This window comes from Cardinium endosymbiont cEper1 of Encarsia pergandiella (genome assembly GCF_000304455.1).
Classification (GTDB): Bacteria; Bacteroidota; Bacteroidia; order Cytophagales; family Amoebophilaceae; genus Cardinium.
Genome location: NC_018605.1, coordinates 808,266 through 831,084 on the forward strand (window position 1 = coordinate 808,266; position 22,819 = coordinate 831,084).

Annotated in this window: 17 protein-coding genes and 5 tRNA genes; 14 read left to right on the forward strand and 8 right to left on the reverse strand. The window is 36.7% G+C overall.

Annotated elements, in window-relative coordinates:
• Nucleotides 1-121: 121 nt before the first annotated feature.
• Nucleotides 122-2,320 carry an HD domain-containing protein gene (locus AL022_RS03575; protein ID WP_014934917.1) on the forward strand — a complete coding sequence of 733 codons (2,199 nt, stop codon included), beginning with the start codon at nucleotides 122-124 and terminating at the stop codon, nucleotides 2,318-2,320.
• 54 nt (nucleotides 2,321-2,374) lie between these two features.
• Here AL022_RS03575 and rfbB read toward each other — a convergent pair whose 3' ends face one another.
• From rfbB to AL022_RS03600, 5 genes are all read right to left on the reverse strand, one after another.
• On the reverse strand, nucleotides 2,375-3,373 hold the full coding sequence (gene rfbB / locus AL022_RS03580; protein ID WP_041546332.1) for a dTDP-glucose 4,6-dehydratase: 999 nt from the start codon (nucleotides 3,371-3,373) through the stop codon (nucleotides 2,375-2,377).
• 145 nt (nucleotides 3,374-3,518) lie between these two features.
• Nucleotides 3,519-3,603 (reverse strand) — tRNA-Ser (locus AL022_RS03585).
• Nucleotides 3,604-3,646: 43 nt separating this feature from the next.
• A complete protein-coding gene (locus tag AL022_RS03590) occupies nucleotides 3,647-4,636 on the reverse strand; it encodes an esterase/lipase family protein (protein ID WP_014934919.1) in 990 nt (329 codons plus the stop codon).
• Nucleotides 4,637-4,688: 52 nt separating this feature from the next.
• Nucleotides 4,689-5,801, reverse strand: a complete 1,113-nt coding sequence (dnaN, locus tag AL022_RS03595) for a DNA polymerase III subunit beta (RefSeq protein WP_014934920.1) — start codon at nucleotides 5,799-5,801, stop codon at nucleotides 4,689-4,691.
• A gap of 296 nt (nucleotides 5,802-6,097) precedes the next feature.
• Nucleotides 6,098-6,595: a dihydrofolate reductase gene (locus AL022_RS03600; protein WP_014934922.1), complete on the reverse strand. Its 498-nt coding sequence runs from the start codon at nucleotides 6,593-6,595 to the stop codon at nucleotides 6,098-6,100.
• 116 nt (nucleotides 6,596-6,711) lie between these two features.
• Here AL022_RS03600 and AL022_RS03605 point away from each other — a divergent pair.
• The 3 genes from AL022_RS03605 (at nucleotide 6,712) to trmB (ending at nucleotide 8,584) form a co-directional block, all read left to right on the forward strand.
• Nucleotides 6,712-6,785 (forward strand) — tRNA-Ala (locus AL022_RS03605).
• A 190-nt stretch (nucleotides 6,786-6,975) separates the two neighbouring features.
• Nucleotides 6,976-7,737: a type I methionyl aminopeptidase gene (map, locus tag AL022_RS03610; protein WP_041546333.1), complete on the forward strand. Its 762-nt coding sequence runs from the start codon at nucleotides 6,976-6,978 to the stop codon at nucleotides 7,735-7,737.
• Nucleotides 7,738-7,897: 160 nt separating this feature from the next.
• Nucleotides 7,898-8,584, forward strand: a complete 687-nt coding sequence (trmB, locus tag AL022_RS03615; protein ID WP_014934924.1) for a tRNA (guanosine(46)-N7)-methyltransferase TrmB — start codon at nucleotides 7,898-7,900, stop codon at nucleotides 8,582-8,584.
• 153 nt (nucleotides 8,585-8,737) lie between these two features.
• On the opposite strand, the gene AL022_RS03620 is transcribed toward trmB, so the two are convergent.
• Both AL022_RS03620 and AL022_RS03625 read right to left on the reverse strand, forming a co-directional pair.
• Nucleotides 8,738-10,261: a BamA/TamA family outer membrane protein gene (locus tag AL022_RS03620; protein WP_014934925.1), complete on the reverse strand. Its 1,524-nt coding sequence runs from the start codon at nucleotides 10,259-10,261 to the stop codon at nucleotides 8,738-8,740.
• Between the two features lie 143 nt (nucleotides 10,262-10,404).
• On the reverse strand, nucleotides 10,405-10,626 hold the full coding sequence (locus AL022_RS03625) for a DUF2795 domain-containing protein (RefSeq protein WP_034576849.1): 222 nt from the start codon (nucleotides 10,624-10,626) through the stop codon (nucleotides 10,405-10,407).
• Nucleotides 10,627-10,829: 203 nt separating this feature from the next.
• On the opposite strand from AL022_RS03625, the gene AL022_RS03630 reads away from it, so the two are divergent.
• The 5 genes from AL022_RS03630 to AL022_RS03650 all read left to right on the forward strand — a co-directional run bounded on the left by AL022_RS03630 (nucleotide 10,830) and on the right by AL022_RS03650 (nucleotide 13,928).
• Entirely contained in the window at nucleotides 10,830-12,053 is a 1,224-nt protein-coding gene (locus AL022_RS03630; RefSeq protein ID WP_014934927.1) for an ABC transporter permease, read from the forward strand.
• 86 nt (nucleotides 12,054-12,139) lie between these two features.
• Complete coding sequence (locus AL022_RS03635; protein WP_014934928.1) at nucleotides 12,140-13,450, forward strand: UDP-N-acetylmuramoyl-tripeptide--D-alanyl-D-alanine ligase; 1,311 nt, start codon at nucleotides 12,140-12,142, stop codon at nucleotides 13,448-13,450.
• A 110-nt stretch (nucleotides 13,451-13,560) separates the two neighbouring features.
• A tRNA-Ser gene (locus tag AL022_RS03640) sits at nucleotides 13,561-13,649 on the forward strand.
• A gap of 22 nt (nucleotides 13,650-13,671) precedes the next feature.
• A tRNA-Pro gene (locus AL022_RS03645) sits at nucleotides 13,672-13,746 on the forward strand.
• 109 nt (nucleotides 13,747-13,855) lie between these two features.
• Nucleotides 13,856-13,928 (forward strand) — tRNA-Arg (locus tag AL022_RS03650).
• Nucleotides 13,929-14,003: 75 nt separating this feature from the next.
• On the opposite strand, the gene AL022_RS03655 is transcribed toward AL022_RS03650, so the two are convergent.
• Complete coding sequence (locus AL022_RS03655; RefSeq protein WP_014934929.1) at nucleotides 14,004-14,630, reverse strand: IS6 family transposase; 627 nt, start codon at nucleotides 14,628-14,630, stop codon at nucleotides 14,004-14,006.
• Nucleotides 14,631-14,947: 317 nt separating this feature from the next.
• On the opposite strand from AL022_RS03655, the gene AL022_RS03660 reads away from it, so the two are divergent.
• The 5 genes from AL022_RS03660 to infB all read left to right on the forward strand — a co-directional run bounded on the left by AL022_RS03660 (nucleotide 14,948) and on the right by infB (nucleotide 22,799).
• A complete protein-coding gene (locus tag AL022_RS03660; protein ID WP_148269059.1) occupies nucleotides 14,948-15,706 on the forward strand; it encodes a hypothetical protein in 759 nt (252 codons plus the stop codon).
• Between the two features lie 68 nt (nucleotides 15,707-15,774).
• Nucleotides 15,775-17,286 (forward strand): Npt1/Npt2 family nucleotide transporter, encoded by a 1,512-nt coding sequence (locus AL022_RS03665; protein ID WP_014934931.1) that lies wholly within the window; start codon nucleotides 15,775-15,777, stop codon nucleotides 17,284-17,286.
• 23 nt (nucleotides 17,287-17,309) lie between these two features.
• A complete protein-coding gene (locus AL022_RS03670) occupies nucleotides 17,310-18,485 on the forward strand; it encodes an FtsW/RodA/SpoVE family cell cycle protein (protein WP_014934932.1) in 1,176 nt (391 codons plus the stop codon).
• A 370-nt stretch (nucleotides 18,486-18,855) separates the two neighbouring features.
• Entirely contained in the window at nucleotides 18,856-20,097 is a 1,242-nt protein-coding gene (gene nusA, locus AL022_RS03675) for a transcription termination factor NusA (RefSeq protein ID WP_014934933.1), read from the forward strand.
• Between the two features lie 35 nt (nucleotides 20,098-20,132).
• Entirely contained in the window at nucleotides 20,133-22,799 is a 2,667-nt protein-coding gene (gene infB / locus AL022_RS03680) for a translation initiation factor IF-2 (protein WP_014934934.1), read from the forward strand.
• Nucleotides 22,800-22,819: the final 20 nt, after the last annotated feature.

The window sequence follows — 22,819 nt, forward strand, 5'->3', positions numbered from 1 at the left end:
TTTAAATAATCCTAGCTGCATATAATATTTGAATTTTACTATCGTAGCTATCTGTGTATTATTTGTATAGTTTATTTTGTATATTATACTAGGTTTTCTAGTAATTTATTACACATGCACAATGCCATTCTATGCATTTTTTCTTATAGCATTATCCGTTTTACTATTCGTTTTAGTAATTGCTTTCTATTTGCATCTACCTGCTACTCCATTAGAGGCAGACCATTTAGATAGTACGCAATTTCCACATGAAATTAAAGCGATTCAACAAGCTATTAAAAGTAAAAAAGCATACATAAAAAATGTATTAAAGTTTATTTCTGTAAAAGAAAAATTAGCTAAACTGATACCAAGTGATGCGGTAATTGGATTGACAGGATGTTATGTTGTACTTACCACCGTATTAGATTGCATCAGTGGGAAGACTATTATTTACTGGTATATATTACAGTTTATTGTAGGTACCGGCCTTCTAAGCTATGCAATAGCGCCAAAAAGCAAAATACTACCTTGGAAAATTGGTGCGCTTTGGCTAGCATGCGCTGTTTTTTGCCTTCCTATAAATGTATTATGGCATTGGACAAAGCTGCAAGACCCTCAATTTGCACTAACTCTATCTATAGCACATTTATCCACAACTTTATTTGTATTGCCCCTTTATATAAGCATAAAGTTACTAGCTGGTGTATTGTGCATAATTTCTTATGAAATGTATAAAATAGGTCTAAATAACCTATTATCATTAAATGATCCTTTACTATCTCTACTAGGGTTTGGCCTAATAGTTTTTAATATTATCATTTACCATAAGCGCCAAATAACTTCTTATAAAATTTACAACCGTTACTTTAAAAACCAGCTAACTCGAGAAGAAAAAAAGCAAGGCAACTCCATAGCACCTAATCTAAATATTAGCTCAGAATCCAGTCATAAAAACATAAAAAAGGTTGAATCTTTTGTAGAAAAAGGGATGCAAGATGCCACTGAACTTATTTCATATTTAGATAATCGACCGTTTTACAAGCAAGATCTTCAAAGTATTATTAATAACTTCATCACTTTTACTACTTTTTTAAAACAACGTGCCAGATATGTAGAGCACATATTATTAACTCCAAACGAAATTTCTATAGATGAATTGATTGCTAAGCTAGAAGCTGTGCTAGCAACTAAAACATCACCAACTCCAAAACTAGCGATAGAAATAAAAGATAATACCATTCCTACAAGCATTACATGTGATATCAATCATATGATTCAATCATTAGTGCCCACTGTTTTACGTACTGCTAACCTAGATGGTTCAAAAAGTGAACGTATAAGAATTCAATTATATACTACTCAATTAAAATATGTGCAAAAGAACACACAAACAGGCGGATACCACTCGGAAATAAGCTTTCCAGCTATAGCAATGGTAATCAGCAACGCTACTACTCCTTTAATCATGTTGCCCAAGATTAAAAATTATTATGAAGATATTACAGAAGGTAGAGATCTTCAGTGGCACAGTAGTCATACAGATACAGAACGTATACATCTCGAAAAACGTATAATAGAACGAGCCATTCGTGCGCACTATGGCTACCTACGCTTTCCCATTGCTAAAAAAAGACCTATGTTAATGGTAGTACCTTGTAATGTAGTAAACGTTAGAGACGCAATGATTTCTAATCTACACCTTTTAAATGCCTCCATAACCCAACAAGAAATTGATCAATCCATAGAGGTTTTTATTAAATCTTACAACCAAATATTAGATATATCTGAAGCGCGTAGAGCAGTAATCGATGAAATAATCCTATTAACAAGGCGATGCTATGGTTTTCAGCGCCATCCATCTGGGCAACTATTGTATGTCCGTTCGATAGGTATTGCACAATTGGTTGCAGAATGGATCCGGTTTTATCCAGAACCTGTTTATGTTGCTTTACTATATGGTTTAGTGCATTATGCAGATTTACCTCTTTCTTATATTAAAGCCAATTATGATCTGAATATATACTCTTTTGTAGAAAGTGTTTTAGCAGTAAATGACCGGCAAAGCATGGAACCATGTGGGCTTTATATCAAGAATGCCTTTAAACAAGTAATCAATCGAGAACAACTTTTTATACTTTGTATTAAACTAGCTGAACGACTTTATGACCTACGCCATGCTAAAAGCTATATGTATTTAGATGAATTAAAATGCATGGCTGAAGAAACCCTTGCCATAGATATTGAACTCGCAAAAAAATATTTGAATGCTAAAATCGTAGAAGCATTAACAACCGCAGCAGAGCAGGCTATAGAGATTTGCGAAGAAAATAATGGTTAGCTAGTGGATTGTTGAAAATTTGCTTAAAAAAGATACTTTTAATCGGCTCAAATATCAATTTTGTTGAATATAATCGCGGACAAGCTCCTGAATACCGGCTTTCAACTGAATAGTTGGTGTCCAGCCTAATGTTTCTTTAATTTTTCTAGCATCAAGTGCATAACGTTTATCTTGTCCTATTCTTTCAGAAGTGAAATAAATAAGGGAAGTATAAGATCTTCCATATAATGGTTTCAATTGATCCAGTATTTGGCAAATCATTGACGCGATTTGAAGATTAGTTTGCTCTTCATGGCTACCAATATTATAAGATTGACCACTCTGGCCTTTATGAAAAAGGCAATCAATAGCTTTACAATGGTCTTCCACATGTAGCCAATCTCGAATACTACTTCCATCTCCGTGCAATGGAATAGACTGCGTTTGTAATGCATTTTTCAACACCATCGGAATCAGTTTTTCTGGATGTTGATACCGCCCATAATTATTGGTTGATCGAGTAATAACTGTATGAAGTCCATAAGTATGGTTATAAGACTTTACCAAGCATTCTGCTGCTGCTTTACTAGCACTGTAGGGATTACTTGGTGCGAGCGTAGCAGCTTCTGTAAACGGTCTATTATGTGCATCTAATGAACCATAAACTTCATCTGTAGAAACATATACAAACCTATGATTGGGATGTTGTGACTGCCTTGGTGCTTTAAACCAATGGTTATAAGCTGCATGTAACAGCACACCTGTTCCTTCTATATTGGTCTTTACAAAAAGAAGCGGATCGACAATCGATCTATCTACATGCGATTCAGCAGCGAAATGAATCACACCATCAAAGTTAAATTTTTGAAACAACGCTTCAACCAATAAAAAATTAGCAATATTTCCCTCTACAAAATAATAATTTGGTTTTTGTTGAAGTGCAAAAGATGTACGGGCTGCGTAGGTCAACTTATCTAGATTAACAATATAATAATTAGGATATTTTTTCAAAAACAATTGAATACAGTGTGCACCTATAAAACCAGCTCCACCCGTTATTAATAACTTTTGCATAGATATGGATACTTTCAAGGTAATACAATAGCTAGGTATACCCATATAAAACTATGCTTTAAAGGGCATACATAGGAATATAAAAATGATTTATTAGGTAAAAACTAACGAAAATAGTAGCGGCTCTATATAATTAAGCCAAAAGCGGAGTAGGAGGGATTCGAACCCCCGGTACCTCACGGTACATCCGTTTTCGAGACGAATACCTTCAACCACTCAGACACTACTCCAACAACCATATGAATAAAGTAATGAAAGGATTTTTTGGCTTATTTAGTTGACTATGATTTTAGCAAATTGTATCACTGCATGCAAGACAGAAGGATGTTCAAGCATGGCTTTATACTTTGGAACCGGTAGGTCCAAAACATGCGTACTATGAAAGGCGTCTTTGATCAAAATCCTTTTGAAATTGTACTTGCTTTTAGGGAGCATATTAAGCGCATGTTGGCTATAAAGGGGAATTTGCATATCATGGTACTGGTTAAGATGTTTTTTACCCACTACAAAAAAAGTATACATATCATTTAAAGCTTTGAAACGATGGCGCTTTCGCTTGGTTAGCAGCGCACTAAAATCAGTTTGTCCACCTCCTATGGCCAGTATAGGAACAGGTACATTGGGAAGTGATTGTTTCACCTCAGATAAAAAAGCACTACCTTCTATCAAGTCTTTAGCACCAGGACAAAGACATACTGCTTGATTGACTTGTACATTTAAGATAAGTTTCTTTTCAAGATCTGTTTCAGCATAACCAAGATCGACCGAAAGCTTACGTAAATCATTCAAAACAGGAACTGTCAAATGGTGGGAAAGCATTTCGGAATCTACCCTAGCTCCAGGAATGCCCTCCCATGGTGTAGCTAGGGCCACCAACCCTTTTATATTAAGGTGTCCATATTTTTTGAGGAAAGAATATGCACGGAGACCACCCTGACTATGACCTATCAGGATCATAGACTTCTGGTCTAAGTCTTTTACTTTAGCAGAAAGCTCTTCAAAATTAATTACAGTTTGTTCTTCTATAGAAGCGCTTATACTTTTCGTACCTTCCGTACTGGCCAAAGCCACCACAGAGGCAGTAGGAAAAGCTTGCTCAAGCTTCTTTTTCATCGTATTAAAAGAGGCCGCACGATTGCCCAACCCATGAAATAAGAGGATTAATGTATTCGACTGACTTTTTTCCAATTTTCCTTGAACAAAACTTGGAAAAAATAATAAAAAAAAGAGAACTGACTGAAATCTATAAAAAATGTAAGACATACGTTGATCAAAATTAATTTATAAATGGCAAATTACCCTAACAAAAATAAATTTAAAAAATAATAGGCATAATCAATAACAACAAATGCTCCTGTTTATTTTGTGCTTTAGGGAATATTAAAACTGCTTTATTAGCCCCCCAGAAAAAGAATTCAACTTCCTCTGTGGCGATACTAGCCAGCATATCTAGTAAAAGCTTTGCATTAAATCCTATTTCTAGCGGTAACCCTTCATATATACAAATAAGATTTTCTTGTGCTTCATTAGAGAAATCCAAATCTTCTGCTGAAATAGTCAATTCATTGGTGATAAGGGTCAATTTTACTTGATGGGTGGCTTTATTGGCATAAATAGCAACCCGCTTCAGGGCACTTACCAATGCAGGTTTATTTACAGTAAGCTTACTAGTATGCTCCTTAGGTATCACGTTTTCATAGTCTGGATATCTTTCATCCACTAACCTAGTGACCACACTAATATTATCGATACTAAATTGGATTTTATGCCGATCAAAAGTAAAACCCACCTGCTTATCTCTACTACTTATTAGCCCATTTAAAAGCATCAATGCTTTTTTAGGTACAATAATTGGACTTTGTGCAGATACAGTTACATCTTCACGAATATAACGAACCAACCGATGACCATCCGTAGCCACAAAAGTAGCCATAGCCTGTGTGAAGTCGATATATACACCCGACATAGCAGGTTTTAATTCATCATTACTAGTTGCAAATATAGTTTTTTGCAAAATATTTTTCAATACATCCACCTCTACCTCTAAAGCTATACCATCCTCTAAAGTAGTTAGCAGGGGAAAATCATTCGCACTTTCCCCTGCCAATTTATACTGCCCATTATCTGATTTAATAGAAACTGTGTAAGAATTAGGATTAATTTCTAACTTAATAGGCTGTTCTGACAAATTTTTAACTGTATCAAGCAACATACGAGCAGGTATGGCCACGCTTACTTGGGCATCCGATTGAATCGCTAAAGCAGCACTAATAGAGGTTTGTAAATCTGATGCTGTAACGACTAAATGATTATGCGTTATCTGAAAAAGAAAATTTTCTAAAATTGGAACAATTGGATTACGGGTGATAACCCCACTAATGGCCGTTAGCTGCTGTGAAAGCAAAGCTGATGATACCGTGAACTCCATAATTACTTTTTTATTTTTTTGATTTAAACATAGGAATCATGCTGGTATCTAAAGAGACCTTTACACACTTTTTAAAAATTTTATCTGTTTGCCCAATGGCGAAATCTATGTAGATATCTAAAGTTATAGACAAAAACTTCTGTTTCTGTATTTCAGAAATATTATTTAATAATATCTTAACTAGATTAAAACTAATCCTAGTGCAATTTAATAAAAAAACTTAAAAGGTTGTATTTTTGTTTATTCATTAAGAAATAATGGCTATTTGGTTTAATCCATATTACAAGAATAAAGATTTATCGTATTGTTTCTTTTTCTAATAGAATAAATTCATAATCATAAGGGTTTTTATGATCTGCTTTAAAAGAACCGATGGTACGTTCGACCCATTCGTCCCCTATCAAAGGGAAATAGGTATCTCCTGATACCATCAGATGGATTCTTGTCAGGTAAATTTTATGGGCTAAAGCTAACGTTTGTTCGTAAATTTTTTCCCCTCCAATGACAAACAATTCCGACGCGCCTTGCTCTTTTGCTAAGCTTATCGCCTCCTCAATACTGCGTACTACATGATAACCCACAACAGACCGATCCATTTTTGTACTAACTACTATACTAATCCGACCGGGTAAAATAGACCCAATGGAACGAAAAGTATGGCTACCCATTAGCAAATGATGTCCTAATGTTTTTTTTTTAAACTCTTTCAAATCAGCAGGAAGATGCCAAGGAAGCTTATTTTTCTTGCCAATCACCCTATTTAAAGACATCGCGACAATAATAGATATAATCATAATGTATCACAAAGAAATATACTTCAATAAAAAAAAGGATTTATTTTGACTTATTCAATAAACACTACTATATTTGTGTACAAAATACACTATCTCTAATAATAACTTAAAAAGAAGGGGGATTAGCTCAGCTGGCTAGAGCACTTGCTTTGCACGCAAGGGGTCATCGGTTCGAATCCGATATTCTCCACTTATTGAGGGGCTGTCATATTTCATCAGTTTACAAGAAAATGCTAAATCATGCACTCAAAATGCTATTAAGCGCTACACCGATATAAGCATATCTAGCTATCAATCAGAATAATAAAGCTTCAAAACAATTTTGAGCCAAGTTGGCCCAAAATTTGACTCTGACCGCTAGTCATGCTAAATTATGCTATATGATAAAAGTACGATCGCATATTGAACGAAAGCTGCTACAACAAGCAGGCCATATTGTGGCACTTTGCCATGATGTTTTAAAAAATACCGTCCAACCAGGTATTAGTGGTCTAGCGTTAGACGCCATAGTAGAGGAAATCATTCGAAGCAACGACGCAGATCCTATATTTAAAGGGTATTGTGGCTTTCCAAATGCTACTTGTATCTCTATTAACCATGGCGTGGTACATGGCATACCCAGCAATCAACTATTGGAAGAAGGCGATATTGTTGCCATAGATATAGGTGTAAAATATAAAGGATATGTTGGAGATAGTGCTTGGACCTATCCTGTAGGCAATATTGCTGATGAGAAAAAAAAATTATTGGTCCACACTGAAAAAGCTTTATGGGAAGGATTACGCGTCATTAAAGCAGGCATTCATCTATCTAACATTTCTCATGCCATAGGTCAATATACTACACAGCATAAGCTAAGCATTGTAAAAGAATTGGGTGGACATGGCGTAGGCACCACGCTTCACGAACCACCTGAAATTCCAAACTATGGTAAACCTAACCAGGGGCCCATTTTAAAAGCTGGTATGATATTGGCTATAGAACCGATATGCAATTTGGGCCATTCAGCTATTAAAACTTTACAAGATGGTTGGACCATTGTTACCAAAGATGGAAAAGATTCAGCACACTTTGAACATACCATTGCTGTTGAAGAAGAAGGATATACTATTTTAACTACCTTAATGCAAGACGCTTTTTAACACGTTACAAGTTTTAAGGTGGACAACCAAGCTTTCACCCTTACTAATCGGGTATATCCATGCCAACTAGTTGGCCCAATATGAGTCGATCGGTTGAACCATTCTTTTGAATGGTTGCTTAACCGTATCTATTTAAGCGTTATGCGCACTAAATAAAATTATGAGGCAGAAGCGCAAGCGTTTCGAGGCAAACAAATGGTTGAAACATCTTATAGAACCAGCACAACCGATTTATAATACTATTAAAGGTCAGTGGAATGATTTATATTTTCAAAACAATCATCCTATTACCGTAGAAATGGGTTGTGGACATGGTGCTTATACCATAGGATTGGCTAAAATATTTCCAGAAAAAAATTTTATAGGGATTGATATTAAAGGAGATCGGTTGTGGAAAGGTGCAGAAGAGGCCAAAACGTATGGCTTAAAAAATGTTGCCTTTCTACGTACGCAAGTAACCCACCTTTTGGATTTTTTTGCAGAGAATGAAGTGGCTGAGATTTGGATTACTTTTCCAGATCCTAGACCTAAAACTAGGGATATAAAACGTAGACTGACCAGTATTCGTTTTTTAAAACTATATGAAGTCATACTTACACAAGGTGGACTTATTCATTTAAAAACAGATAGCAACTTGCTGTTTAAGCACACATTAGATTGCCTACAAGAAAAGGGGATAGAACCCCTTCACTACACGACAAATCTATATAATTCTTCATTAATAGATCACCATTTTGGTATTCAAACTACTTATGAAAAGCGATTCATAGCACAAGGGATGCAGATCTATTATATATGTTTTACGCTAAAAAAGAAAACTATAAGTTGGACCAGCAGGCGTGCATGAACAGGAAGTTACGGTTTAAATTTGTGATCATACTTAGTCGGCCCTGGAATACCATATAATTATTTGTTAATCAGTAAATAATATGAATATTTTATTATCACTTCCTTTTTTTCATGATAGACACACCATGCGACAAAATCAAAATTATAGCAATTAGCTATAGGCAATCAATGTAGGGTTAAGCGTTTTTTTATTCTTAAAGTGACCAATAGAAAGCTGAACCGATGGTACTATCTTCCCTAATAAAGGGCTATATCCTATTGTACATGCTACTGTCGGCCATGACATACGGACATGTTCTAATTGTACGCCTACGCCATAGTTGTCTACCCAAGTCTCGTTCAATAGCTGATTGCTTTGATTGTATAGCCCAATAAAATGGGTAAAGCCAAGACAAACAAAACGGATAGTTTGTATGACAATTGGCTTATGCAAGGTGCTCTGTAACTGCACATTAAGCCGTCCATAAATAGGTTCTTGCAAACGGTTATCTTGTTCAAGTGGTGCCAATAATTCAGGGTCACGGGGCCGAATGCCTAGTACGCGTTCCTGAGGCATCCAGTAACCTATTATATAGTTTATGGCTACAAATTGGCGCGCCCCATTACAGGTTCGTATGGGTGGACCTGAATAGGCCAATATAAATTTAAGTATGGCTTCTTCTACTGTTTTTTTATATATAAAAGCTCCTGATTCAAAGCTTAAATGCAAATATCTGAAGGTAGGATGGACAATATTTTTAATCCCATTGATGCCTACATAGTGCCTGTTATTGCATGCGCCATTTTGGTAGCCATATAGGACTTCTATAGACCCACCGTTGGGTAGCTTTTCTAACACATTCAGTTGGTGCACACCTCTTATAGTCGTGTACCCATCCGCTACCCATCCTACCTTACCCAAAATAAGTCTATAATTATGGTAAGGATTATGGAGCGTATCCGAAACAGATGGAGATGCGCTAAATTGTTTTATATAGCCACTTAGTCCAGTGATCCAATAGTAAGGCAAAGAGGATGTCTTTGCTCGTATAGCGCATAACTTGCCCATCCATAGATTCCTGTAATTAAATCCATAGGTATCTTCTACCTGATCGTAAAACTGACCTCCCAAAAAATAATTTCCATGCAGCTTAGGTAATTCATATGTGCATCCGTATCCCCATCTTTTTTTTAGAAAAAACTCCTGGGTTAAACCATGTCCATGGCCCCATGCATTATGATGGGTTATGGTAAGCAAAGGTCCCTCATTTAGGTTTAAGTCAAAGATTATAGGAAATCGATCCTTGGTTTGTATGATTAGGTCCGATAAATGGCTGTTTCCGTTTGCATCAACCACTTTAGGGATAATAGATACAGTTGAAAAGTAAGGCAGTTCCATTAACCGTTTTTCGATAGATAATAGCATTTTCCGATCAAAAATCGCTCCTGCTTCCAAGTTGATCGCTCTATAAATTAATGAAGCATCAGTAGTAGGAGTAAGCCATTTAACCAAACGTAAGCAAGAATATGGCTTAGCACTTATTGGGTCTATAGCACCTGTAGATAAGATGGTTATGGTTCTAACGGCATAAGAAACAGGGGTAAAATCGCTGGCCTCTACCTTATATAGTACAGAAAAAGCAAGTGCCAGTCTAACGGTTAAACTTATATATTGACTTCTATATTTTTTACCCATCGATAGAACCCATTTAAAATATTATTGCCCTGTATGTACAGTGGTCGATATAAATCAAATCTAGGCTAAGAGGTTATGTACAGCATAACACCTTATTACCTAGAAATGACTACCACAATCACCTAAAATCGGTAAGATATTGATCAATATTCATCTTCATTAAAAATGAAATCATCACCCGTTGGATAGTCGGGCCATATTTCTTCAATAGATGTATATGGATAATCGTCGTCATCCAATTCCTCTAGATTTCTAATGACTTCAAAAGGGGCGCCTGACCGTTTGGCATAGTCTATTAATTCATCCTTAGTGGCTGGCCAAGGGGCGTCTTCTAAATGCGATACCAGTTCAAGTGTCCAATACATAATACAAAAAATAAAAAATAAATTAAATTTAAGCAGCATTGGTAGGTTTTAAACCAAGCTTTAAGCAGCCAAAAATAGAGTAATTTCTAAATTTATACAAGCAACTTTCTCTATGATCGCTGTTGCTATTTATTATTTAATTTTTGTTATCTTAATTTTAAGGCTAAAGCATTGAATTATATAATATAAATTATTGATTTTAGATGCAAATTTCTTTTTTTATTGCCAAACGTTACGTTAAAAAACAGAGCAAAATCACACTAATATATAGGTTATCCAGACTTGCTTGTTACAGCATGGTATTGAGTACGGCTATTTTATTACTCGTATTAGCTACTATGAACGGCATGCAAAAGCTATTATCCGCTTTATTTTATACCTATACACCTGCATTAAAAATAGAATGCCAAACAGGAAAAACATTTTTATCTAATAAAGAGTTAAAAAAACAAATTATGGATGTTGCTGGTGTAACCGATATAGTAGAAGTATTAGAAGTGACTGCACTCATGCGTTTGCTTGATCACCAAGCTATTGTAACCATTAAAGGCGTTTCGAATAATTTTACAATAAGTGATTTTTATAAAAATTCCAAGCGTATGGATGGGGTTGCTTTCTTAGGAGATGATAGGGCTAAAGCTATCGCAGGCATAGGCGTTGCTCAATTTGTACAATGGACTACTCATAACAATAAGGTAGAGGTTTTTTATCCAAATCAGAATGGCCACCATCTTAATAAGCCCTATAAGCGTACCACTTTAGAGATAGATGGCCTCTTCTCTATAGCGCCTTCAATAGATTGCAAATATATCATTGCGCCTATTCGCTTCGTGGAAGGATTGACCAATGGCTTAAAGAAACGTACGCATTGGGAAGTGGTCATAGAAGCTACATCTGAGGTTCAAAATATGCAAATAAACATAGAAAAACTACTGCCAAATGGCTATAAAGTAACCAATCAAACTGAACAAAATGCAACACGACGTAGGGCTATTTTCATTGAACGGCTTTCCGTTTGCTTTATTTTTGCTTTGGTATTGCTTTTAGCTTCACTGCATATTTTCTTTATGCTATGCATGTCCATACTACAAAAGCAAAAAAACATTGCAATACTTGTTTCATTAGGCGCTACGCCACGAGAAATAGGTAAAATTTTTTTCTACAATGGAATGCTAGTAGCCTTGAAGGGTATCCTATACGGCCTTATGCTTGGTTGGGGATTAAGCTTTTTGCAGCAAAAGTTTGGGATCGTTACTTTCACTAAAACAAGCCATAGGGTGGCTTACCCTGTAGAAATCCATGCGTTCGATTGCGTATACACCACTATTGTAACCATTTTATTTAGTTTATTGGCTACGCTTTGGCCGGTCAAACGAGCCATACAATTAGCGAAAAAATCACTAGATGGCATCCCTGCAGTCCAATAAATTGTTCTGTCGCGTTGTGTGTCGTAGATAGACATAGTGGAATGATTTTTACTGTCTGTAAGATCAAATCTTGACTTCTATAATCTATGGTTGCTATAGAAACCCTTTATCAGAAATATCTAACAGCGCGGTCTGTCACCACAGATAGCCGCTATTTTGCACCAGGTGCACTTTTTTTTGCCATTCGGGGCCCTCACTTTAATGGGAATGCTTTTGCTGCAGAAGCGCTAGCAAAAGGCGCCTGTTATGTAATTATAGATGATCCTGCCTATGCGAAGCCATCATCTGCTTATATCTTAGTTAAGGATAGTCTTGCTACGCTTATCCAATTGGCTGGTTACCATAGGGCTCAATATAGTCCTCTTTTTCCAGTTATAGCCATAACGGGCTCTTACGGTAAAACCACTACCAAAGAGCTTATCTATCACACCTTGCGGACCACTTACAGAACAGTAGCCACCAAAGGCAACTTAAATACCGCTATTGGAGTCGCTTTAACGATTTTGTCCCTACAACAGAATACACAAATAGCAGTTATAGAAATGGGTGCTACCCAATTAGGTGATATTACTTTATGTTGCAACCTAGCACGACCTACACATGGTATGATTACCGCTATTGGAGCTGCTCATCTTGAAGGATTTGGGAGTATAAAAGGTGTTATCCAAGGCAAAGGCGAGTTATATGATTATCTATATAATACAGGTGGTACTGTTTTTTTGAACACCTTAATGCCTCTATTGTCTAGAATAAGCAGACCATTTAATCAACCAATTACCTATCCCCAACCCAGTGACTTTGCACCACTGGAGTTGGTTGGTGAGAAGCCCTACCTACATTGTAAAACCTCAGAAGGGGAGATTTTTGCGACCCATTTATTGGGGAAAGCCCATATACACAATATAGCAGCAGCGCTCTGTGTAGCCAAATACTTTAATGTACCTACTGCAACAGCCCACGCAGCCATTCAAGCTTATGTTCCTACCAATCAACGGATGCAATTAGTGATTAAAGGAAGCAATCAATTAATTATAGATAGCTACAATGCCAGTCCTGCTTCTGTTCAAACGGCTCTTGATGCATTGTTGCAATTAAAGGTACCATACCGTATCGTTATATTAGGTGATATGACTGATTTAGGCAGTCAGACTACTGCTTGGCATAACAAAGTGGTTGAACAGCTTTGCCAACCCCATTATGATCGCGTACTACTATGTGGTCCTTTTTTAACCCTTGCAGCCCACCAACGACCCCATACGAAAATGTACTGTTTTCCCAATAAAGAAACATTGGCGGTCTATTTAGATAGACATACCTTTGAACATAGTGGTATTTTATTAAAAGCAGCCCATAATCTAGCTATGCATACACTGGCAGAACGGTTAAAAGAGCCATAGACCACTTAAAATTATCTTATATCGAATTCAGGCTATTTTTTATAAATTACATGCACGTTTTTACTATAATTTCACTAAATTTACTTAGTTTAATAGGTAAGGCGCTATAGGGATAGGTGGGTGAGTGGCTTAAACCAGCAGTTTGCTAAACTGCGGTATGGATTATTCTGTACCGGGGGTTCGAATCCCCCCCTATCCGCTTTTTATTTCGCTTGTAGATTCGGGGCGTAGCGTAGCTCGGTTATCGCGTCTGCTTTGGGAGCAGAAGGTCGCAGGTTCGAATCCTGCCGCCCCGACTGACAAGTCTAAATATCAACTAACTTCATGTAGCTTCTTTTTCATTTAGCTGCTATCTGTTTAGTACGGGAACGTTGCCAAGTAACTAAACTAAATAAATACATTTTAGGTTCCGTAGCTCAATGGATAGAGCAACTGCCTTCTAAGCAGTAGGGTGAAGGTTCGAGTCCTTCCGGTACCACTCTGTAAGGTTTTGGCTTTGTAGCGTCTGTATTTAATTTTGTATAGTTGTCTCCCTTGTCTTGAATTTTGGATATTATTCGGCCATAAGTTTAGCAAAGTTCTCAAAAGTAGATACCTGTTTTTTAGATCCGATTAATTGTCCTTTTTGAATGATTCTAATATTTTCTATTCCTGTAATGGTAATGTTAGCTGAATGGAAACTTTTAAATCCCAACATAGGTTTTATCCGTTTTTTGATAAACCTATGATCTTGTTCGACTCTATTGTTCAAATATTTATTTTGAAATATTTGAATCTTGTGACCTTGATCTATTTCTGTATTTAAAGCACCAAGCGCAGATTTATTACTACCGCTTTTGTCAATTACCACTTTGTATGGAGTGTTATTATCTTTGATAGCCTTACGAAAAAAAGAAAGAGCTAAAGACTTATCTCTACGTTCACTTAGAAAAAAATCAACTGTATCTCCATAACGATCTACTGCTCTATATAAATAAATCCACTTACCATTTAGTTTGACGTAAGTTTCATCCATTCTCCAGCTACTACCAACTGGGCGTTTTCTTTTTCTTACTTCTTGATCTATGAGTAGAATGAACTTAATGACCCACCTTTGTAAAGTAGAATGGTCAATCTTTGCGCCTCTCATATGCATCATTTCTTCCAAGTCTCTATAGCTTAAAGAAAAACGACATTTCATATATACAAAACATTTTAGTCAATTTTTGACCAAAATTAAATAACCGCTCCCTTAAAACAAACGCGACAGAACCAAGCCGAAGAGGTTAAACAGATGATGAATTGAAAAAATCCTTTGAAAGTTTTATATTTAGGATTTGTTGCTAACCCCGTTGCAAAATGCACATAGCATTTCCCCTTAATAAATGATCGTTCGCATACAACGCAGCAACTAAATACAAGGTTAGGTTATATACCTAAAAAATATATCTATTTGTATCGTGATACATTAGATATATAGATCAACTTTAATCCAAATTATCTATATCATTTATGGCTATGCAGCATAATACACTTTTATATCACTTTTTTTTTGATCCACTTGCACATGGTATAGTCTGCATGATGGTAGCTTATCTAGTAGCACCTGCCCAATTTATAAAAGTAGTCCACCAAGAAACGGGCGAATCCTATACCTCTATTATTAATAGATGTATACATAGTAGAAACATTAAATTGTTTTTTTCAGGTGCCCATATTTATGCATTTCGACAGGTTATAGCCGCTTTATCCTTTGGACTTTCCCAATGGCTCTTCCTTTGCTCTATTAACTATTATCCAATAACCTATTGTACCTTATTAGTTAGCTGGGAATCCTTCTTAGCGGGAATAGTTGAAACAATTGTCACTGTATACAGCGAAACAAAAGAAATTGCTGCCAATAAAGGTGATTTTATCAAACGAAAAGAAAGGATTATGGATATTTTTACGCCTGTTCTTTTAAGAAATATAATAAGTGCCTCACCATGTATATTAGCTTATGCGCTTACAAAGCATATAAGCGGAATAGGCATCAATATAATGGTGAATACTTTATTGGGTATAGCTGCATCTGCTTTAACCATTCCTTTTGATCTAATCGCCACACAAAATTGTGGTGCAGAGGTGCGTATGACTTGGATAGGTCGCTTAAAACATAACATTACAGTAGAAAAGAACTTTTTTGCCATCTTTAATGGATTAAGCATGCGCATTTTGCAAATCGTTCCCTATTCTATTGCCCACGGTCTTGTAATGCTTTTATTGAGCAAATTTTAGAGATTACCGTCCATCTGCGACACCAAGATTTTAATCTGTGCAATACATTTAAAAACCTAAAAATCAATATGAAAGAAGCAATCGCCTTATTAAAAAATTCGTATGCTACGCGCTGGCCTATTAAAAGCAGTAGGCTAAAAAAAAATTTTTCTATGGCCATCTTAATGTTTCTTATTCTACTGAATCAAAATTTAATTCGTGGCATAAAAGACAGTCTTGTCGTTACCTTAATAGGAGCAGAGGTATTGAGTTTTATCAAACTATTTATTGAAATGCCTGCAGGGATGGTATTTGTAGTGATTTATACTCTCTTATGTAATAAGACAACCACAGAAAAGATCTTTAGAGGGATTATACTTTTTTTTCTCTTTTTTTTCATCCTATTTGGCTTTTTTTTATTCCCTTATCAAGCGCTATTACACCCTGATCCTTGTATGGTAGATGGTTATATTAAGCTCCATCCCCATTTTAAATGGTTTTTTATGATGTGGGGAAAATGGACCTTGGTACTTTTCTATGTAATGGGTGAACTTTGGCCTATGATTGTTTTTACTTTATTATATTGGCAGCTGGCCAATACCATAACTAAAACAGAAGAAGCAAACCGGGTTTACTTTTTTTGGAATTTGGTTGGACAAGCTAATCTACTTATTTCCAGCAGTATTATGGTTTACTTTTCTCGTAGTGATCATGTTTTATTGCCCTTTCTAAGGGTACGTAAAACAGAAATAGAACTGAAAATAGCTGCTCTTATGGTGGTTATTATGCTCTTGTGTCTCTTTATACTATTTGTACACAAATATATTGAAAAGCATATCATCTATGGTAAAGCGGTGCCCCTTCGCATAAAGACCAAACTACAATTGGGTCTCTATGAAAGTTTTAAAGTAGTGGCCAAGTCTAAATACCTCGGCTTAATCTGTATATTGATGATTTCTTACTCCACAGTGGTTCATTTAATAGAAGGACTCTGGCTCCATGAAACCAGTCTTTTTTATAAAAAAAACCCTACAAATTTTATTAATTATCAAGGAAAAGTTTTATTCTGGACAGGCATTTGCACGCTTACTTGTTCTTGCTTCGGCAATACAATTATTCGGAAACTAAGTTGGCTAGGTGCATCACTGGTTACACCTATTACAACACTGGCAGTGGGCAGCTTGTTTTTCCTTTTTACAATAGCGACGAATTTGAATTTTTTACCAGAGACTATAATCGGTATATCCACTTTAACCATTATTATAGCTATAGGTGGTCTACAAAATGTATTGGCTAAAGGGGCTAAATATGCTTTGTTTGATGCAACCAAAGAGATGTTATACATTCCTTTAGACCGTGAGATGGGTACAAAAGGCAAAGCAGCAGTGGATATACTAGGTAGCAAAATAGGAAAATCTGTAGGTGCGATTGTACAAGTCATTAGTTATACCATTTTTGCTACGGCACAACCCAATCAACTGGCACCATTTTCAATGGTATTATTTATCTTAATTTGCATCACTTGGATTGCAGCAGTAGCCATGCTCTCAAAAAAATACCATAGACTAATAAAAAAGTCCGATTACCCTACTTTTAACTAAGTGGAGGATATAGTCGATTAACTATGAAGCAGTTGATTAAAGCAAAACTAAAAGGAGATCCCATTATATGGGGCATTGCTTTTATATTCTCCCACCTGAGTATTCTAGCGGTTTATAGCGCTTCTAGTTCTTTAGCCTATAGACAAATGCACCACAATACGGAATATTATTTGATAAGGCAGGCACTGCTTATAGGTGGCGGATTAGCTGCAATGTGGTTAAGTCACCGGATTGATTACCGCTACTATGCCGCTATCGCTAAAGTTGCACTTTGGATGTCTATTCCACTCTTGCTTGTAACCTGGCAGTATGGACTGAAATTAAATGAAGCTTCTCGTTGGCTGAATATCCCTTTTATCAACAAATCTTTTCAACCATCTGACCTAGCACAACTTTCCCTTATTATACGGATCGCCCATATGCTAGCCAAACAACAAAAAAATATTACTTGCTTTAGAGCTGCCTGTTTGCCTATGTTAATCTGGTCTGGCCTGATTAGTGGGTTAATTGCTTTAACCAATTTTTCTTGTGCGATTTTATTATTTGCCACCTGCTTGACCCTTATGTTCATTGGTAGAATCCCTATTAAGTATTTACTCATTATTGTACTTACTGGTATATTAGTTGGAGGCGGCGGATTAATCTGGGGCCAACGTGGGAGAACAGCCCTTAAACGAATAGAGGGATTTATCAAAGGTACTGTCTCCTTTCAAGCTGAACAATCTTACATTGCTATTGCAACAGGTGGACTTTTGGGTAAAGGACCTGGTAATAGCACCCAACGCAACTTCTTACCCCATCCCTATTCAGACTTTATTTATGCCATCTTAATTGAAGAGTATGGCCTTATAGGCGGTATATTTATCCTAGTGCTCTATTTGCTTTTACTATATAGATCGATTGCTTTATTGCCTACAGCTTCTAGTTATTATGGGGGAATTTTAGCTACAGGTATAAGCCTTTTAATTGTATTTCAAGCTTTATTGAATATGTCAATTGCAGTAGGTCTCGGCCCTGTTACAGGCCTTCCTTTACCATTTGTGAGTATGGGTGGCACTTCCGTTTTATTTACGGGTATTGCATTAGGCATTCTATTAAGCATTGGTCAAGGTGTAATCGATACAGAACTGATACATTTACAAAAAGCAGTGGCCGGCATTCGCTATAATAGATACAAAAAAAATGGCGGAGATGAATAGCTGATTTAAAGTTTATTTTACTATTTCTAAAAGAAGCTAAAAGGGTTTAGAGATATTTTTTTGTATATTGTGTGGGGTTGGATCTTACCGCTGTAAACTGGCATTATGTTAAAAAAATATAATTTTGTTGTGTAGGTTGCTACATGGTATCTATTTAGGATTAGATTTTTAGTTTAGGATTAGATTTTTAGTTACAGTAATATAAATTTATTATTTTTAATCCCCAGCATACATTATAATAACCTTTAATAAAAAAGTAAAACGCGTAACCTAGTTTTAGCCCTGGTAAAGCAATTTGTGTTGCAGAGGTGCGGTGTATGCTGCTTTTTGTGCATATTTTACCTTGATACGTGCTTATGTTTAGTGACACATGGATAATAATAAATTAGTAGAGTCATTTGCAGAATTTGCCAAATCTAAAAATATTGATCGCCCCACCGTCATACGTATTTTAGAAGATGTATTGCGTGCAGTTATGCTTAGCAAATTTGGGAATAGTGATAATTTTGATATCATCATCAACCTTGATAAAGGAGACCTCCAGATATGGCGTTTTCGTGAAGTAGTAACAGATGATGCAGCAGATAGATGCGCCCCTGATAAAATACCCCTTTCAGAGGCTAGAAAAATAGAGGCCGATTTTGAACTAGGAGAAGAACTATCTGAAGAAATTAAAATTTCCGATTTTGGCAGAAGGCTGATTCTGACTGCCAAGCAAATGCTGGTACAAAAAGTTCGAGAACTGGAAAAAGAATCGCTCTATAATAAATATGAACAACTGGTGGGTTGCCTAATTACAGCTGAAGTCAATCAAATTTTAAGCAAAGAAATTATTTTATTAGATGACGAATGGAATGAACTTTTCTTACCAAAATCAGAACAAATACCTAAGGATCAGTTTAAAAAAGGGGAGCATGTTCGTGCCGTTATCTCCAAGGTAGGGATTCATAATGCAATACCTCGAGTGATACTTTCTAGGACATCACCTATTTTTTTAGAAAAATTATTTGAAAATGAGATTCCTGAAATCCAAGATGGACTTATTGCCATAAAAAAAATCGTACGGGATCCCGGTGCGCGTGCAAAGGTGGCTGTTGAAACTTTTGACGACAGAATCGATCCAGTTGGCGCTTGTGTAGGTATCAAAGGGTCTCGCATACACGGTATCGTCAAAGAAGTTCAGTACGAAAACATTGACATTATTAATTATACTGATAATTTAGAATTGTATATTACACGTGCCCTGAGCCCTGCATGTATCAATCGAATCGAACAAAGAAATGATAGGATCTCTGTCTACTTGGATCCCAATCAAGTAGCACTAGCAATTGGGAAAGGAGGCCAAAATATTAAACTAGCGAGTCGGCTAATTGGCAAAGAACTAGATGTGTATAGGGATCTGCCCAGCCATTTAGAACAGCATGATATTCCACTTTCGGAGTTTAATGAGACCATTGAACCTTGGATTTTGGAGGAACTGTATAAAATTGGGTTAGACTCTGCTAGAAGTGTTTTAACCTTGTCCAAAACAACCCTTGAGGAACGTATAGATTTAGAACAAGAAACAATAGACGAAATCTATGCCATATTAGATCAAGCGCTTAATCGTTGACCTAAATAGATCCGCTAGGTAGCGTAATACACCCTATGAATCAAGAAAAAAACATGCGACTTAGCCAAGTGGCTCGAAAATTAAATGTAGGAACAGAGACCCTTGCTTCTTTTTTAGCTCAAAAAGGATTTGTGGTAGATAACAAGCCCAACGCTAAAATAACGATCGAACAATTTAACCTATTGGCTACTGAATTCGTCTCAGCTGGTATGGATAAAGAAGAAGCTGCACATGTAACCATTGGTAAAACCTATCTAAACATCGTTGCCCCATCTGAAGCGCCCCCTACTCCACCTGCTCATTATGAAGCTTCTGTTCCAGTTTTACCTGGGTTAAAAACAATTGGAAAAATTGACTTAACTACTGAAAAAACGAAAGCTAAAGTTCCTTCTATGGTTCCCTCTACTCCGGCTGAGACGGCAGAAATACACCCACCCATAACGGAAGCCGATGCGAAGGCAGATCAAGAAAGCGTCAAACCAGCCCCTCTTAAGCCAGATAAAATATCTTTCTCAGAACCCCTTAAAAGGCCTACCATCGTAGGTAAAATGACGCTATCTGAACCTACTTTTAGAAAGCACCACCAGAACAGTGGTACGCTATCCCAAAAATCCAACGGTGGCATCGGTACATCTAAAACAGGGCGTACAAAAGTACAAAATAGGTTCAAAAAGGGTATAGATAACGCTGCTACAGCTAGACCTATACATGGTAAAAAAATAGGATTATCTAATTTTAATGCACACCCAAATGATTTTCGAAAAGATCCCAAATTAAGCCCAAAAGAACAAGAAGGCGTATCCTCCCAAGAAATAGAAAGTCAAATCAAAAGAACCTTAGCAAAATTAAACCAAGGTACCGGCGATGGAACGCGCGCTAAATATAAAAAAGACAGGCGTACTGCCCACCTAAAAGCTGAAGAAAAACGTCAAAATCAAGAAAAAAAAGCAGAAAAAATCCTAAAAATCACGGAATTTATTTCAGCTAGTGAACTTGCCTCTTTTATGGACACTACGGTCAATGAAGTACTTTCTACTTGTATGTCCTTAGGTATGATTATATCCATCAACCAACGTCTGGATGCAGAAGCCATCACAGTAGTTGCGGATGAGTTTGGCTATAGTGTAGAATTTGTTGCCATACAAGAAGAAGAGGTCTATCAAGATATAGAAGAGGCCAGTGGTCCACTAGTAGAACGTCCTCCTATTGTAACCATTATGGGACACGTAGACCATGGCAAAACTTCATTATTAGATTACATTCGTACTACAAAAGTAGCTGCGAAAGAAGCTGGCGGTATTACCCAGCACATTGGAGCCTATGCCATTACGACCGATCAAAACAAAAAAATTGTCTTTTTAGATACACCTGGCCATGAAGCTTTCACAGCCATGCGTACCAGGGGTGCACAGGTAACCGATATTATTGTAATCTTGATCGCTGCAGATGATAGCATCATGAACCAAACTAAAGAGTCCATTAGCCACGCGCAAGTAGCAGGTTGTCCTATTATTATTGCCATCAATAAAATGGATAAACCACAAGCCAACCCAGAGAAGGTTAAACAAGATTTGGCCAATCTTAACATCTTAGTGGAGGATTGGGGTGGAAAATACCAGTGCCAAGAAATATCAGCTAAAACAGGGCAAGGCGTCAACGAACTGCTGGAAAAAATTCTGCTAGAAGCTGCTCTATTAAACTTACAAGCCACACCCTCTAGAAAGTCCAAGGGGACCATTATTGAGTCTTTTTTAGATCCCGGTAGGGGATATATATCTACTGCCATTGTACAAGATGGCACCTTACGGGTAGGCGATATTATACTAGCAGGTGTCTACTATGGAAAGGTTAAAGCGATGTTAAACCACCAAAACATAGCGCAAAAAATAGCGCCTCCCGGTACAGCTGTGCAAGTATTGGGATTAAATGGTCCCCCCAGAGCAGGAGATACTTTTCGTGTGATGGATACTATAAAAGAAGTAGGCGAATTGGCCCAAAAAAAGCAACAGCTGTTGCGCGAGCAGGGATTGCGCACAAAATCTCAACTTACCCTAGATGAAATTGGACGTCGTTTAGCGGTAGGGAACTTCAAGGAGCTTAATATTATCATTAAAGGGGATATGGATGGTTCCATTGAAGCATTGGCCGATGCACTGCTTAGCCTATCCCATGAAGAAGTAGGCGTCAATATTTTACACAAGTGTGTAGGAGCCGTCTCAGAGTCCGACGTGCTCCTTGCGGCTGCTTCTGAAGCTATTATCATTGCTTTTCATATTAAACCATCTGCACAAGCTAAAAAATTGGCTGAAAGAGAAGGGGTAGAGATTAAACACTATTCCATTATTTATAGTGTTATAGATGACGTACGCAATGCAGTACAGGGACTTTTGGTGCCCACTATCGAAGAAGTACCTACCGGTCGAGCAGAGGTTAAAAAGATCTTTACTTTTTCAAAAATCGGTAATATTGCAGGATGTCAAGTGCAAGCAGGTTTTATCAAACAATCTAACCCCATACGTGTCATTCGGAAAGAGGAAGTTGTATTTACAGGTCCCATTCAGACTATAAAGCATGGACTAGAAGAGATCAAACAAGTAAAATCTGTCTCTGAATGCGGTATACATATTAAAAATTTTGACGAAATTGAAGTAGGGGATATTATAGAGGGTTTTGAGCGAAAAGAAATCAAACGACAGCTTTAATAAGCGCCTTAGCGCTACTT

Excerpts from the sequence above, each read along its gene's own strand:
- AL022_RS03575 (WP_014934917.1), top strand. The coding sequence starts at position 122 with ATGCCATTCTATGCATTTTTTCTTATAGCATTATCCGTTTTACTATTC.
- rfbB (WP_041546332.1), bottom strand. The coding sequence starts at position 3,373 with ATGCAAAAGTTATTAATAACGGGTGGAGCTGGTTTTATAGGTGCACAC.
- AL022_RS03590 (WP_014934919.1), bottom strand. The coding sequence starts at position 4,636 with ATGTCTTACATTTTTTATAGATTTCAGTCAGTTCTCTTTTTTTTATTA.
- dnaN (WP_014934920.1), bottom strand. The coding sequence starts at position 5,801 with ATGGAGTTCACGGTATCATCAGCTTTGCTTTCACAGCAGCTAACGGCC.
- AL022_RS03600 (WP_014934922.1), bottom strand. The coding sequence starts at position 6,595 with ATGATTATATCTATTATTGTCGCGATGTCTTTAAATAGGGTGATTGGC.
- map (WP_041546333.1), top strand. The coding sequence starts at position 6,976 with ATGATAAAAGTACGATCGCATATTGAACGAAAGCTGCTACAACAAGCA.
- trmB (WP_014934924.1), top strand. The coding sequence starts at position 7,898 with ATGAGGCAGAAGCGCAAGCGTTTCGAGGCAAACAAATGGTTGAAACAT.
- AL022_RS03620 (WP_014934925.1), bottom strand. The coding sequence starts at position 10,261 with ATGGGTAAAAAATATAGAAGTCAATATATAAGTTTAACCGTTAGACTG.
- AL022_RS03625 (WP_034576849.1), bottom strand. The coding sequence starts at position 10,626 with ATGTATTGGACACTTGAACTGGTATCGCATTTAGAAGACGCCCCTTGG.
- AL022_RS03630 (WP_014934927.1), top strand. The coding sequence starts at position 10,830 with ATGCAAATTTCTTTTTTTATTGCCAAACGTTACGTTAAAAAACAGAGC.
- AL022_RS03635 (WP_014934928.1), top strand. The coding sequence starts at position 12,140 with ATGGTTGCTATAGAAACCCTTTATCAGAAATATCTAACAGCGCGGTCT.
- AL022_RS03655 (WP_014934929.1), bottom strand. The coding sequence starts at position 14,630 with ATGAAATGTCGTTTTTCTTTAAGCTATAGAGACTTGGAAGAAATGATG.
- AL022_RS03660 (WP_148269059.1), top strand. The coding sequence starts at position 14,948 with ATGCAGCATAATACACTTTTATATCACTTTTTTTTTGATCCACTTGCA.
- AL022_RS03665 (WP_014934931.1), top strand. The coding sequence starts at position 15,775 with ATGAAAGAAGCAATCGCCTTATTAAAAAATTCGTATGCTACGCGCTGG.
- AL022_RS03670 (WP_014934932.1), top strand. The coding sequence starts at position 17,310 with ATGAAGCAGTTGATTAAAGCAAAACTAAAAGGAGATCCCATTATATGG.
- nusA (WP_014934933.1), top strand. The coding sequence starts at position 18,856 with ATGGATAATAATAAATTAGTAGAGTCATTTGCAGAATTTGCCAAATCT.
- infB (WP_014934934.1), top strand. The coding sequence starts at position 20,133 with ATGAATCAAGAAAAAAACATGCGACTTAGCCAAGTGGCTCGAAAATTA.